Origin of the sequence: Streptococcus sp. HMSC078H12, from assembly GCF_001814615.1 — a bacterium.
Lineage (GTDB): Bacteria > Bacillota > Bacilli > Lactobacillales > Streptococcaceae > Streptococcus > Streptococcus salivarius_F.
Map to the genome: position 1 here is coordinate 49,462 of NZ_KV817343.1, position 13,157 is coordinate 62,618.

Annotated in this window: 13 protein-coding genes; 12 read left to right on the top strand and 1 reads right to left on the bottom strand. The window is 38.7% G+C overall.

From position 1 onward, the window contains the following. Nucleotides 1-84 precede the first annotated feature (84 nt). From queC to HMPREF2979_RS08020, 10 genes are all read left to right on the top strand, one after another. Nucleotides 85-738, top strand: coding sequence for a 7-cyano-7-deazaguanine synthase QueC (gene queC, locus HMPREF2979_RS07975; RefSeq protein ID WP_070656070.1), 654 nt, complete (start codon nucleotides 85-87; stop codon nucleotides 736-738). Then, nucleotides 738-1,181 carry a 6-carboxytetrahydropterin synthase QueD gene (gene queD, locus HMPREF2979_RS07980; RefSeq protein WP_070656072.1) on the top strand — a complete coding sequence of 148 codons (444 nt, stop codon included), beginning with the start codon at nucleotides 738-740 and terminating at the stop codon, nucleotides 1,179-1,181. The genes queC and queD overlap by 1 nt, the downstream gene beginning before the upstream one ends. After that, complete coding sequence (queE, locus tag HMPREF2979_RS07985) at nucleotides 1,174-1,890, top strand: 7-carboxy-7-deazaguanine synthase QueE (RefSeq protein ID WP_070656075.1); 717 nt, start codon at nucleotides 1,174-1,176, stop codon at nucleotides 1,888-1,890. The genes queD and queE overlap by 8 nt, the downstream gene beginning before the upstream one ends. Nucleotides 1,891-2,012: 122 nt before the next feature. After that, nucleotides 2,013-2,504: a preQ(1) synthase gene (gene queF / locus HMPREF2979_RS07990; RefSeq protein WP_003097375.1), complete on the top strand. Its 492-nt coding sequence runs from the start codon at nucleotides 2,013-2,015 to the stop codon at nucleotides 2,502-2,504. 264 nt (nucleotides 2,505-2,768) lie between these two features. Further along, entirely contained in the window at nucleotides 2,769-4,763 is a 1,995-nt protein-coding gene (locus tag HMPREF2979_RS07995; RefSeq protein WP_070656078.1) for a CAP domain-containing protein, read from the top strand. Nucleotides 4,764-4,889: 126 nt separating this feature from the next. Further along, nucleotides 4,890-5,660: a DUF1003 domain-containing protein gene (locus tag HMPREF2979_RS08000; RefSeq protein WP_022496681.1), complete on the top strand. Its 771-nt coding sequence runs from the start codon at nucleotides 4,890-4,892 to the stop codon at nucleotides 5,658-5,660. Then, nucleotides 5,641-6,531: an RNase adapter RapZ gene (gene rapZ, locus HMPREF2979_RS08005; protein ID WP_002891103.1), complete on the top strand. Its 891-nt coding sequence runs from the start codon at nucleotides 5,641-5,643 to the stop codon at nucleotides 6,529-6,531. Before HMPREF2979_RS08000 ends, rapZ begins: the two co-directional genes overlap by 20 nt. Continuing rightward, on the top strand, nucleotides 6,528-7,502 hold the full coding sequence (locus tag HMPREF2979_RS08010; protein WP_002891102.1) for a YvcK family protein: 975 nt from the start codon (nucleotides 6,528-6,530) through the stop codon (nucleotides 7,500-7,502). Before rapZ ends, HMPREF2979_RS08010 begins: the two co-directional genes overlap by 4 nt. Further along, complete coding sequence (gene whiA / locus HMPREF2979_RS08015) at nucleotides 7,499-8,410, top strand: DNA-binding protein WhiA (protein ID WP_038676157.1); 912 nt, start codon at nucleotides 7,499-7,501, stop codon at nucleotides 8,408-8,410. The genes HMPREF2979_RS08010 and whiA overlap by 4 nt, the downstream gene beginning before the upstream one ends. Before the next feature lie 17 nt (nucleotides 8,411-8,427). Further along, nucleotides 8,428-9,825 carry a C69 family dipeptidase gene (locus HMPREF2979_RS08020; protein ID WP_070656080.1) on the top strand — a complete coding sequence of 466 codons (1,398 nt, stop codon included), beginning with the start codon at nucleotides 8,428-8,430 and terminating at the stop codon, nucleotides 9,823-9,825. Nucleotides 9,826-9,879: 54 nt separating this feature from the next. Here the strand turns inward: HMPREF2979_RS08020 and HMPREF2979_RS08025 are convergent, their stop codons facing one another. Continuing rightward, nucleotides 9,880-10,701, bottom strand: coding sequence for a PrsW family glutamic-type intramembrane protease (locus HMPREF2979_RS08025; protein ID WP_070656082.1), 822 nt, complete (start codon nucleotides 10,699-10,701; stop codon nucleotides 9,880-9,882). Nucleotides 10,702-10,858: 157 nt separating this feature from the next. Here HMPREF2979_RS08025 and HMPREF2979_RS08030 point away from each other — a divergent pair, with 157 nt between their 5' ends. After that, nucleotides 10,859-12,403, top strand: coding sequence for a metal ABC transporter solute-binding protein, Zn/Mn family (locus tag HMPREF2979_RS08030; protein WP_045768646.1), 1,545 nt, complete (start codon nucleotides 10,859-10,861; stop codon nucleotides 12,401-12,403). 219 nt (nucleotides 12,404-12,622) lie between these two features. Beyond that, on the top strand, nucleotides 12,623-13,021 hold the full coding sequence (locus tag HMPREF2979_RS08035) for a hypothetical protein (RefSeq protein ID WP_004182057.1): 399 nt from the start codon (nucleotides 12,623-12,625) through the stop codon (nucleotides 13,019-13,021). Nucleotides 13,022-13,157 lie beyond the last annotated feature (136 nt).

The window sequence follows — 13,157 nt, forward strand, 5'->3', positions numbered from 1 at the left end:
AAAAAAAACCATTACTGGCGTTTTTTTGGCTCCCCCAAGGGGCCTTTTTATGTGTCTCAGACATCACGAATAAAGAGGAATATTATGAAACGTCAATCAGCTTTGGTCGTCTTTAGTGGCGGTCAAGATTCTACTACTTGCCTATTTTGGGCTCTAAAACATTATGAAACAGTTGAATTAGTTACTTTTGCTTATGGCCAACGTCATAGCCTGGAAATTGAAGTAGCTAAAGAGATTTCGCAAGAACAAGGGCTTAAACACCATGTTTTGGATATGTCTTTGCTTGGTCAAATTACTGAAAATGCCTTAACATCTGATATTGAGATTGAGGCAGAAGAAGGTGAAGTTCCTAATACCTTTGTGGACGGGCGTAATCATCTTTTCCTTTCTTTTGCAGCTGTTCTAGCTAAGCAACGTGGTATCACTGACATTGTTACAGGTGTTTGTGAGACAGACTTTTCTGGTTATCCAGACTGTCGTGATGTTTTTGTCAAATCGCTTAATGTCACGCTTAATCTTGCCATGGCCTATGATTTTGTTATCCAAACCCCACTCATGTGGTTAGATAAGGCTGAGACTTGGGCTTTGGCTGACCAACTAGGAGCTTTTGACTATGTTCGTGAAAAAACGCTAACTTGCTATAACGGAATCATTGGAACTGGTTGTGGAGAATGCCCAGCCTGTCACTTGCGTCAAAAAGGCCTTGAAAAATATCTAGCAGAAAGAGGAGAGGCTTAATGTTCTTTGCACCGAAAGAAATCAAAAAAGAAACAGGTGAGTCTTTGGTTTACAATCCTCACCGTACAATGGTTTCTAAAGAGTTTACTTTTGATGCTGCCCACCATCTCTTTAATTATGAAGGCAAATGCAAATCACTTCATGGTCATACCTACCATCTTCAGATTGCAGTAAGTGGATACTTGGATGAGCGTGGCATGACCTTCGATTTTGGTGATCTAAAGCGCATTTATAAGGACCATTTGGAACCACAGTTAGATCACCGTTATCTCAATGAGACTTTGCCTTATATGAATACAACTGCGGAAAATATGGTTTTCTGGATTTTCCAGACGACGAGTCAACATCTGCCTGAGGAGAGAGGACTTCGTTTGGAATATGTGCGTCTTTATGAAACACCAACAGCCTTTGCAGAGTTTAGACGGGAGTGGTTGGATGACTAGAGAACGTGTACTCAAACTACCAGTGCTTGAAATTTTTGGACCGACCTTTCAAGGGGAAGGTCGAGCTATCGGTCAAAAGACCATGTTTGTAAGGACAGCAGGATGTGATTACCATTGTGATTGGTGTGACTCTGCCTTTACTTGGGATGGGTCAGAGAAGCCAACGCGTATGACAGCTGATGAAGTTATTGAAGCTTTGGACGCGCTAGGAACTTACGACTATGTTACTCTGTCTGGAGGGAACCCAGCTCTTTTAGCGGCAAATATGGCTGAACTCGTTTCAAAACTCAAGGCTAGAGGAGTAACTTTGGCCGTTGAGACACAGGGTTCTCGCTGGCAGGAGTGGTTAAAGGATATTGATCAAGTAACCTTAAGTCCTAAACCACCATCATCCAAGATGGAAGTCAATATGGAAACCCTTGACTTTATTGTTTCACAACTTGATCCTGACAAAGTTACCTTTAAGGTTCCTGTTTTCGACAATGCTGATTTAGCCTTTGCTAAAATGATTCAAGAACGTTATCAGCCAGATGTCATGTTTCTTTCAGCGGGTAATCCTGAACCAAAAGCAGAAGGTAATATTGTCCAACATCAATTAGATCGCCTCAAAGAGCTCTGGGAGACAGTAGCCGCTGACGACTCGTGGGGAAATGTGCGTGTTCTCCCTCAGCTTCATACCCTACTCTATGATAATGAGCGCGGAGTCTAATCTTCACATTCAATAAGCTTAGAATTGATAGTATTTTTACTTTTTTAATGATTAACATTAGAAATTTAGATTAAAAATTGACCATATAAGGGTCTAGAAAAATTAACAACAAAGGAAGAAAAATGTCACAACAAGAAGAAATGAAAAACCTCACTCTCCTTGGTAATAAGGAGACACCTTATATTTTTGAATACTCTCCACAAGTTTTGGAGTCTTTTGATAATCGTCATACTGATAATGATTACTTTATCAAATTCAACTGTCCAGAATTTACATCACTTTGTCCTATTACTGGGCAACCTGATTTTGCAAGTATTTATATTTCTTATATTCCAGACCAGCTTTGCGTCGAGTCTAAATCTCTAAAGCTTTACCTATTTAGTTACCGTAATCACGGAGACTTCCATGAAAACTGTATTAATACCATTGGTAAAGATTTGGTGGAGCTTTTGAACCCTCGTTACTTGGAAGTTTGGGGTAAATTTACACCTCGTGGTGGTATCTCGATTGACCCTTATTATAATTACGGTCGTCCAGAAACTAAGTATGAAAAGATGGCAGAGCAACGTCTCTTTAATCACGATCTTTACCCAGAAAATATTGATAATCGTTAATGTCAAGCTAAAAGTCCTTATGCAAATAATGGGCTTTTTTCTTGGTTAGACACCTGTCTTTAAGGCGTAAAGGAAACCTGTTTATTTGTTTTTTATAGTTGAAAGTAAGGGTATTGTTAGTTTTTCATTGGTCTGTTCTTAGAAACTTCTATTATTAAAATAATTTGACAATAGAAGTTTTATTTCTTACAATTAAGGTGTAAATGGAAATGTAAGCGATTGCTTATGAAAGGTATACTTGTTTTTAAAAAGGGGATGAAGACAATGAGAAAAAGTTTACGTCTATTTTCGTGTGCTGTTTTAGGGGCAGCCATATTAGCGCCAACGGTAGTTGGTAATAATCATGCACAGGCTGATAGTTATTATGGCCGAGGTTACTATAACAACTATTATCCAAACTATGGTTATAACTACGGATATAATGGCTATTATCCAGGCTATAATTACAATTATGGCTATAACTACGGTTACAATAATTACTATCCAAACTATAACTATGGCTATAATTATAACTATAATTACGGCTATAACAACTATAATCCTGGTTACAACAACTACAATGAATCAGGTACTTATCGCTATAGCAATGGCTATTTGTACTACATCTTGAGTGATGGTAGCTACTATGTAAACTATAACGGACGTTGGGTTCGTGGTGGCGACTATAATAACAACAATAGTGGTTCTAACAATACACCAACGACAGGTTATGATGTTTTGAGAAATGACCCTCACTACCGTTATGAAAATGGTACTCACTATTATTTGAAAGATAATGGCGATTATTACTATTATTCAAATGGTAAGTGGGTGCTTGTTAAGGCTTCAAGCACAGATTCTGAAGCTCCAACAACTTCAACCGTAGATTCAACGTCATCAGCAACCTCAGAGGAACCATCAACCGTAGATTCAACATCGTCTGCAAGTTCAGAAGCAGTATCAACTGTTGACTCAACTTCATCAGCTAGCTCAGAAGCAGCGTCAACTGTAGATTCAACTTCATCAGCAAGCTCAGAAGTAGCTTCAACTGTAGATTCAACTTCATCAGCAAGTTCAGAAGTAGCCTCAACTGTAGATTCAACGTCATCTGCAAGTTCAGAAGCGCCATCAACCGTAGATTCAACATCGTCTGCAACTTCAGAAGCACCATCAACCGTTGATTCAACTTCTGCCACAATTTCAGATGCTGCTTCAACAGGTAATTCAACTTCAGAAGTAGTATCGAATGGTAACTCAAGTTCTGCTGTAACGTCTGAATCTTCTTCAGCAGCAACTTCAGAGACAGGTTCAACATCAGAAACAAGTTCAGAAGCTCCTGAACTTGAAAAACCCCCATATGCGCCTGAAACAAACATTGACTATGATAAGTTGCCAAAACCAACATTGCCACCAACAGATTATCGCATGTATTCAGATCCACGATTTGTAGATGACAACGGTACCTATTACTACCGAGTGGCATTGACAGATGAAGATAATGCGCGTGGTATCGATGGTTACTACAAATGGGTTGATGGTAAGTGGAAACTCTACAATGGTACTGCCAATGATGACCCTGAGCTTGACCCAGACTTCCACAAACCAGCCGGAAACGATGAATACATGTACGATGACAACGCGTCAAGTGTTAAATTGTATTCTGAAAATGTCGTTGGTACTGGTAAAGCAGGTGAAGCTTTGCCATTCCAAAATGTGGATGAATTCAAAGATTATGTTATCAAGAATCTTGCTCCAAAATTCTTAGATAATGCTGGCTGGGATTGTAATGTCACTTGGGAAATTGAAGATGTTGATAACTTCAATGCTTCTAAGGGTAGTGCTTGGGCACGTGATTATGTGATTACAGCTAATCTCAAGAGCGGTGTTGACGACAAAAAATATAGTGATGTTGAATTTGGTTATGTTAAATTTGTTTATCATGTAGAACCAACTGAAAACTCTGATTATGTTGAAGTTGACTCAGCTAAGGCTGCCTTTAATGAAATCAATGCGCAACGTACAGCTGCTGGTTTGCCAGCACTTACATGGTCTGATGATCTTTACAATAGCACAACCCTTCCACATGCCAAAGATATTTCACACACTTACAACAGTGATGGTATTGTTTACCGTCGTGAATCTGATGGTTCAGTTGTAGCCAATAAATGGTTGAGTAGTGGTATTCGTGAACTTCTCATGAGTCCAGATGCTACTCAAGCAGCAGTAGCTTGTGTTGTCGCTGGTGACGGTACTTACTACTGGACTTTAAATTACCAATAAGAAGAGTTTAAATTAATTGTCCCAATAATAGAGGAGTCTGAGGTTAGTCTTGGACTCTTTTCCTTTATCTATTGAACGTTTAAGCTTTCAATATGGTATAATAGAGCCTAGAAAGAAGGCGAAAATATGCAGGTTAAGAGAGTTCAGGATTATATCTCTAAAGAGTGGTTCGATGAAACCGATGGTTCCTATTTCGAACGTCTAAATAGTCGTTTGCAGGTGCTTTTGAAAAAAGATTACCCTGATTTACAAGGACATGATTTTATTAGTAATATCAGTCTTTTGGATTATAGGTTGGTTTTTCTTGATGAAGTTATTGCAAATGCTAATGAGAAAAACGAACATGTTCGGGAAACCGTTCACGATGTGACCAAGAGTTTATTGTACGAGGATCAAGACATCCAGGAACAGTTGGATAGTAGGATTACTTTTGGTCAAAAAGTGGCGGATGAAGTGGCCCGATTTGGTGGATCTTGGACTTTTATCTTGTCATTCGTTGCTTTTATGGCTATTTGGATGGGGCTGAATGTTGTTCAACCCTTTGGGATTGCCTTTGATAAGTATCCATTTATTCTGTTGAATCTGGCTTTGTCTACTCTAGCGGCCGTTCAGGCACCATTGATAATGATGAGTCAGAATCGAGCATCGGATTACGACCGTTTACAAGCGCGTAACGACTATCACGTTAATACCCAGTCTAAGGAAGAAATCCGACTTTTGCATGAAAAAATAGACCACTTGGTTCAACAAGACCAATCAGATCTTCTGACAATTCAAAAATTGCAGACAGAAATGATTATGGGGGTTAGCCAACAAGTTGAGAAGATGTCAGACGTTATTCGTGTCTTGAAAGAAGAAAGATTAGAAAGGGAGTCTCATGGGAACGAAAAAAATTAATTTAGTTGTTGTAACAGGGATGAGTGGTGCAGGTAAGACTGTAGCAATTCAATCCTTTGAGGATATTGGATACTTCACCATTGATAATATGCCCCCCTCTTTGGTACCTAAGGTTATCGAATTGGTAAAACATAGTGAAGAGACAGACAAGATTGCTCTTGTTGTTGACATGCGTAGTCGCTTGTTCTTCGATGAGATTAACGATATTCTGGATAAATTGGAAAGTAATGAGGAACTTAATTTCAAGATTCTATTCTTGGATGCTACGGATGGTGAATTAGTTTCTCGTTATAAAGAGACACGTCGTAGCCACCCATTGGCGGCAGATGGCCGTGTTTTGGATGGTATCAAGCTAGAGCGTGAGCTTTTGTCTCCGCTTAAGAGTTTGAGTCAAAACGTGGTTGACACGACAGAATTAACTCCACGCCAGTTGCGTAAGGCTATTTCTGAACAGTTCTCATCTGAACAAGACCAATCTTCTTTCCGTATTGAAGTTTTGAGTTTTGGTTTTAAATATGGATTGCCATTGGATGCAGACCTGGTTTTTGATGTCCGTTTCTTGCCAAACCCTTATTATGATCCTGCACTTCGTAACCTCACAGGTTTGGATAAAGAGGTTTTTGATTACGTCATGAACCATAAGGAATCAGAAGAGTTTTACAATCATTTGACACAGCTTATCAAACCAATCTTGCCTGGATACAAGAAAGAAGGTAAGTCTGTTCTTACCATTGCTGTTGGCTGTACAGGTGGTCAACACCGTAGTGTAGCCTTTGCACATCGTCTGGCCCAAGACCTAAAAAATGATTGGACAGTCAATGAAACACATCGTGATAAGGATCGACGTAAGGAGACAGTGAATCGTTCATGAAAAAACCAAGAATTACAGTAATAGGTGGGGGAACTGGTATCCCAGTCATTCTTCGTAGTTTGCGTCATAAGGATGTTGATATCACTGCTGTGGTAACTGTAGCTGATGATGGCGGTTCTTCGGGAGATTTGCGTGATATCATGCAACTGACACCTCCAGGGGATTTGCGTAATGTTTTGGTAGCTATGAGTGATATGCCTAAACTTTATGAAAGAGTTTTCCAATATCGTTTTGATAAAACCGATGGTGCTTTGGCTGGTCATCCACTCGGAAACCTAATCATCGCTGGAATTTCAGAAATGCAGGGATCTACCTATAATGCCATGCAGCTTCTGACGAAGTTCTTCCATGTTACAGGAAAGATTTATCCAGCTAGTGAGACAGCCTTGACGCTTCATGCCGTTTTTCAGGATGGTCATGAAGTAGCAGGGGAGAGTAGTATTGCCCAGTACGATGGCATGATTGAGCGCGTTTATGTGACAAATACCTATAATGACGAAGAGCCTAAGGCCAGTCGTAAGGTTGTTGATGCTATTATGAATAGTGATATGATTGTTTTAGGTCCTGGATCTCTTTATACGTCGATTTTGCCCAACCTTGTGATACCAGAGATTCGTCAGGCTCTTATCGAGACCAAGGCTGATGTGACTTACATTTGTAATATTATGACTCAGTACGGAGAAACGGAGCAATTCTCAGATGCCGACCATGTGGCTGTTCTTAATCGTCATCTTGGCTCTGATGTGATTGACAATGTCTTAGTTAACATCAAGAAAGTGCCTAAGGAATACATGGCTAGTAATAAATTTGATGAATACCTTGTTCAGGTTGAGCATGATTTTGAGGGTTTACGTCGTGAAGCTAAAACAGTTGTGTCTTCTAATTTTCTGCGACTTGAAAATGGAGGTGCCTTCCACCATGGTGACTTGGTAGTGGATGAGCTCATGCATCTAGTGAGGAACAAGTCATGAGTTTCACAATTAAGGTTAAAGAAGAGATAATTGCTGCTTCAAGCAAAGACAAGGCTGAATTGTCAGCATTGATTAAGATGTCTGGTTCGGTTGGATTGACTAATCAAGGCTTGACTCTTTCCATCTCAACAGAAAATGCAAAGATTGCGCGACATATCTACCAATTAATGGAAAGTCGTTATCAGAGTAATCCTGAATTGAGACATCATAACAAGACCAATCTCAAGAAAAATCGTGTCTACACGGTTTTTGTCGCTGACCATGTCAATGATATTTTGTCCGATTTACAATTGGCAGATTCTTTCTTTGGCTTTGAAACAGGTATTGAAACATCAGTAATGGAAGATGACGAAGCTGGAAGATCCTATTTACGAGGCGCTTTTTTGGCGACTGGAACGGTACGTGATCCTGAAAAGGGACGTTATCAATTAGAAATTTTTTCCGTTTACCAAGACCACGCAGAGGATTTAGCTTCTCTCATGAAAAAATTTATGCTCGATGCTAAGGTTTTGAGTCATAAAAATGGGTTTGTGACCTATCTTCAAAAAGCTGAGGACATTATGGATTTTCTCCTTGTTATCGGCGCAATGAACTCTAAGGATGCCTTCGAAGAAGTCAAAATTATGCGAGAAACCAGAAATGATCTGAATCGTGCCAATAATGCGGAAACAGCCAATATTGCTAGAACGATTAGTGCTAGTATGAAAACAATTAATAATATTATCAAGATTATGGATACGGTTGGCTTGGAGATTTTACCGGTGGAGCTGCGCCAAATTGCCCAACTCCGTATTGCCAACCCAGATTACTCTATCCAGCAGATCGCAGATAGTATAGAACCTCCTCTGACCAAGAGTGGTGTTAATCATCGTCTCAGAAAAATCAATAAGATTGCGGACGATTTGTAAGTAGAAAGGAAGCTTTTATGGCTTGTACAACGATTTTAGTAGGTAAGAAAGCCTCATATGACGGCTCTACCATGATTGCACGTACTGAGGATTCTCAATCAGGCGTTTTTACGCCCAAAGAATTTCTCGTCGTGACCCCTGAAGACCAACCACGTCATTACCAGTCTGTGCTTAGCAATTTTTCAATTGATTTGCCAGATAATCCTCTACGTTATACTTCTGTCCCAGATGCGCTTGGGAAAGACGGTATCTGGGGTGAAGCTGGTATTAACTCAGCTAATGTTGCCATGAGTGCAACAGAAACAATCACGACTAATGCGCGTGTTCTCGGCGCTGATCCTCTTGTTAAAGATGGTTTTGGAGAAGAGGATATGTTGACTTTGGTCTTGCCATATATAAAGACGGCGCGTGAAGGTGTCCTTCGTTTAGGAGAACTCCTTGAAACTTACGGAACTTACGAGTCTAATGGGATTGCTTTTTCAGACACTGAAGAAATTTGGTGGTTGGAAACAATTGGTGGTCACCATTGGATTGCAAGACGTGTTCCAGACGATGCCTATGTTACTAACCCAAACCAACTAGGTATCGATCACTATGAGTTTGAAAATCCAGTCGACTATCTTGCCTCACCAGATATTCGAGATTTTATTAATAAACATCACTTGGATTTGACTTATTCTAATGAACATTTTAATCCACGTTATGCTTTTGGTAGCCAACGAGATAAGGATCGTCATTATAATACACCACGAGCTTGGGCTATGCAGAAATTTTTGAACCCAGAAAAAGACTATGATCCAAAATCATTCTTTATTCCATGGTGCCAAAAACCATACCGCAAAATTACAGTTGAAGATGTTAAATACGTTTTGAGTCTTCATTACCAAGATACACCTTATGACCCATATGGACCTCAAGGAGATGCGGTAAGTCAACGCCAATTCCGTCCAATTGGTATTAACCGTACTAGTCAAACAGCTCTCTTGCAAATGCGTCCTAACAAACCATCAGAAACGACAGGTATTCAGTGGTTAGCCTATGGATCAATGCCATTTGGGACAATGGTGCCATTTTGGACTCAGGTTGAAACAACACCTGCCTATTTCCGTCAAACAACTGATAAGGTTGATACAGGCAATTTCTACTGGAGTAATCGCTTGATTGCGGCCATCTGTGATCCACATTTCCAACAGCATGAAGCAGATTTGGATGCTTATGTACAAACAACGATGGCTCTTGGCCATGCCATGATTAATCGTGTCGATAATGCTTTAGCAAATGGTGAGAGCATTGATTTTGAATCTGAGAATCAAAAAATTAGTGACCAGATTCAGTCAGAAACAGATAAACTATTGGCAAAAGTCTTAGATGATGCAAGTAACTTGATGACCAATCGTTTTTCTATGAGTGATTAAAGTCATCAAAAAAACCTTTCCAATTTTATGGAAAGGTTTTTTCGTAGTCTAACCTTACTTGTTTTCTTCATCTAGTTTCGAGAGAATATGATAAAGTGTAATGAAGAAGAAAAGATTGAGTGAAATGAGAAGGCCTGATGCCCATGGCAAATCGCTTTCTAAATTTCGAAGAGGTGAATTCCAAGCAAAGTGTGCCGCAAAAGCACCGCAAGCATAAAGAATACCAATAAGACTGTACTTGGAATTAATGAGTTTTTGACGTGAACGCCATATAAGTACTAGCCCCATAGCAAGGAAGGACGTGTAAAGCCAGTGAGATGATACAGCACCAATAGTTCGACCAAGAATCCCTGAAACCGTATAAGAAAAACCATCAGGCAAATCTGAAAGAATATAGGAGAAGTCTTCACTAATCTGGAAGCCAAGACCTGCCGTAATAGCGACAAGCAAGAGCCCCTTGTAACTTTTTGTTGGCACCATATAGATAGCAAAGAGAAAAGCTGCTAGTTTGAGGGGTTCTTCAACTAGGGGAGCCATAAGAGCATCCTCAAAGCGGTAGAAGAAACTCTTTGAAGAAAGATGAGCAGTCACCCAGTCGTGAGAAATGGTATTGGCATAACCAGCTATCCATCCTGTGATAAAGACTCCACCAATTAGAGCAAATATGAGAACAAGTGGTTTCACCTGCCATCTCTTGCCTAAGTATCGAACCAGAAATATTCCTGGTAGGATATAACATAAGGCAATTAGTGTTGATAGTCCAATAACACCATATGCTGAACCAGACAAGGCACCGGAGGTGTATGATTGCGTATCATAAGTCAGGCCAATGGATGCAAGCAATAAAAAAAGATATAGGGTTAATTTACGAAACATGTATAACCTACTTTCCAAATGATATTTCCAGTATATCAAATAATTCTTTTTCATCGAAATATTTCAATTTTTTTATTTAAAGGCTTGCAAAATAAATGAAGTGTGATATACTTAACCAGTAAACTATTAACTGGTTAAGTATTTTGAAAGGAATATCATGAAAAAGAAACGCATTTTTGGCCTAGCAGGAATAGCAGCAGTTGTTTTAGCTGCTGGTGCAGGTATTTATTATACGACTAGTCACCACGGTTCAAAAGGAAATAGTGACTTGAAAGTTGTGACCAGCTTTTACCCTGTTTATGAATTTACAAAGCAGGTTGTTGGTGATGAGGGAGAGGTGTCTTATCTTATTCCCGCTGGAAGTGAAGCCCATGATTTTCAGCCATCTACTAAGAATGTCGCTGACATTGAAAAAGCAGACACTTTCGTTTACCTAAATGAAAATATGGAAACCTGGGTTCCAAAAGTTGAAAAGTCTATCAACACTAAAAATACAAAAATCATTAAGGCAAGTCAAGGCATGGTTCTCTTACCTGGAATAGAGGAAGAAGATCATGATCACGGTGGAGAAGAGCATCACCACGAATATGATCCTCATGTTTGGCTCTCACCTAAACGTTCTCAAAAATTAGTTGAAACTATTAGGGACGGTTTGATTGCTCAGCATCCAGATAAAAAAGCAGTCTTTACAACCAATGCCGAGAAATACCTTAAAAAATTAAAGACTTTGGATAAGGAGTATACTGAAGCCTTTAGTCAAGCGAAACAGAAAAGTTTTGTTACCCAGCACTCCGCTTTTGCCTACCTTGCTTTAGATTACGGTTTGACACAAGTACCAATTTCAGGTGTTTCAGCTGAATCTGATCCATCTGCAAAACGTATCGCTAGCCTTTCTAAGTATGTCAAAGAATATGACATTAACTATATCTACTTTGAGGAAAATGCTTCAAGTAGCGTTGCCAAAACCTTAGCTAATGAAGTAGGTGTTAAGACAGCAGTTTTAAATCCAATTGAATCACTAACTAAGGAACAGTTGAAAAAAGGTGAAGATTATGTCAGTGTTATGACTGAGAACCTTAAAAACCTTCGTTTAACAACAGATGTTGAAGGTAAAGCTATCCAACCTGAAACAGGAAGTGATGACAAGAAAACAGTCCAAAATGGTTACTTTGATGACAAAGATGTTAAAGATAGAGAACTTTCTGATTGGTCTGGTGAGTGGCAATCGGTCTATCCTTACCTCCAAGATGGTACTTTAGATCAAGTATTTGAATACAAATCTCTATTGAATAAGGATAAAACCGCACAAGAGTACAAAGAGTACTACACTAAGGGCTATCAAACAGATGTTTCTAAAATTGCTATTGATGGTAAAAAGATGACCATGACTTTCACAAAGAATGATGGAAGTAGCGTGACACACACTTATCGTTATGATGGTTATAAGATTTTGACTTATGCTTCTGGTAAAAAAGGTGTCCGTTATCTCTTCACAGCAACTGATAGTCAAGCTGCTGACAATCCTTACCAGTATGTCCAATTTTCAGATCATCAAATAGATCCAACAACTTCAGCACATTTCCATATTTTCTTCGGAAATAGTAGCCAAGATGAGATTCTAAAAGAGATGGACAATTGGCCAACTTACTATCCTGAAAAACTTAGTGGCTTGGAAATTGCACAAGAAATGGTTAGTCATTAATACTAGAATTGCACTCATTCGTGAGTGTTTTTCTTTTTTTTAAAAAATCTTTCATTTCTTAAACTCTTAGAAAATTGCTAGTGTCATTATTTTTAAATAGAAATTTAAAGCATGGTATTTTTTCTAAAAAAATCCTGTAAAAAATTAAATAATTACTACATTTTTTCATTCTTTAGTGGTACAATAATAGTACGATTTTCAGATGACCAGGAGAGACCCATGAACCAGTATTTAGTAGCGATACATTATATTCAACTGCTTCAAGCAGAACTCGATATTCTAAATCATGATGCACGCTTACTTTTTGATTTAAAGATTGAACCGAATCTTGCTAAACGAGAGCTTGCTGACTTGAAAGTATCCCTATCTAAATTATCTGACAAAAACCTTTATATCGAAGGTACAATCTGGTATCAACCAAGTTTGTTTGCAATCATTGATCAAAATTTAGGGGTTATTGATGACTGGCTCAAGGAATTAGATGACTTCTTTGAATTTACCTATAGTACAACAGTTTTCACTGTTTTGAAAGAAAATGAAAATCGAAGTTACGACTTATTACTTGGTCTCTATAGCCGTCTTGAATACGTTATTTCAGAAATAAAAAATAGCCGTTAGATGACTAACGGCTTTTAGTATATAAAAAAATATAGGTTCTGTTTTAAATATCAAATAATTTGACAAAATACCCAAATGTGTGTAAAATAAAATTTGAAAATACTCTAATAAAAAGAATGTTAAGTTAAAGGAAGAT

Coding starts and splice junctions, on each gene's coding strand:
- queC (WP_070656070.1), top strand. CDS start 85: ATGAAACGTCAATCAGCTTTGGTCGTCTTTAGTGGCGGTCAAGATTCT.
- queD (WP_070656072.1), top strand. CDS start 738: ATGTTCTTTGCACCGAAAGAAATCAAAAAAGAAACAGGTGAGTCTTTG.
- queE (WP_070656075.1), top strand. CDS start 1,174: ATGACTAGAGAACGTGTACTCAAACTACCAGTGCTTGAAATTTTTGGA.
- queF (WP_003097375.1), top strand. CDS start 2,013: ATGTCACAACAAGAAGAAATGAAAAACCTCACTCTCCTTGGTAATAAG.
- HMPREF2979_RS07995 (WP_070656078.1), top strand. CDS start 2,769: ATGAGAAAAAGTTTACGTCTATTTTCGTGTGCTGTTTTAGGGGCAGCC.
- HMPREF2979_RS08000 (WP_022496681.1), top strand. CDS start 4,890: ATGCAGGTTAAGAGAGTTCAGGATTATATCTCTAAAGAGTGGTTCGAT.
- rapZ (WP_002891103.1), top strand. CDS start 5,641: ATGGGAACGAAAAAAATTAATTTAGTTGTTGTAACAGGGATGAGTGGT.
- HMPREF2979_RS08010 (WP_002891102.1), top strand. CDS start 6,528: ATGAAAAAACCAAGAATTACAGTAATAGGTGGGGGAACTGGTATCCCA.
- whiA (WP_038676157.1), top strand. CDS start 7,499: ATGAGTTTCACAATTAAGGTTAAAGAAGAGATAATTGCTGCTTCAAGC.
- HMPREF2979_RS08020 (WP_070656080.1), top strand. CDS start 8,428: ATGGCTTGTACAACGATTTTAGTAGGTAAGAAAGCCTCATATGACGGC.
- HMPREF2979_RS08025 (WP_070656082.1), bottom strand. CDS start 10,701: ATGTTTCGTAAATTAACCCTATATCTTTTTTTATTGCTTGCATCCATT.
- HMPREF2979_RS08030 (WP_045768646.1), top strand. CDS start 10,859: ATGAAAAAGAAACGCATTTTTGGCCTAGCAGGAATAGCAGCAGTTGTT.
- HMPREF2979_RS08035 (WP_004182057.1), top strand. CDS start 12,623: ATGAACCAGTATTTAGTAGCGATACATTATATTCAACTGCTTCAAGCA.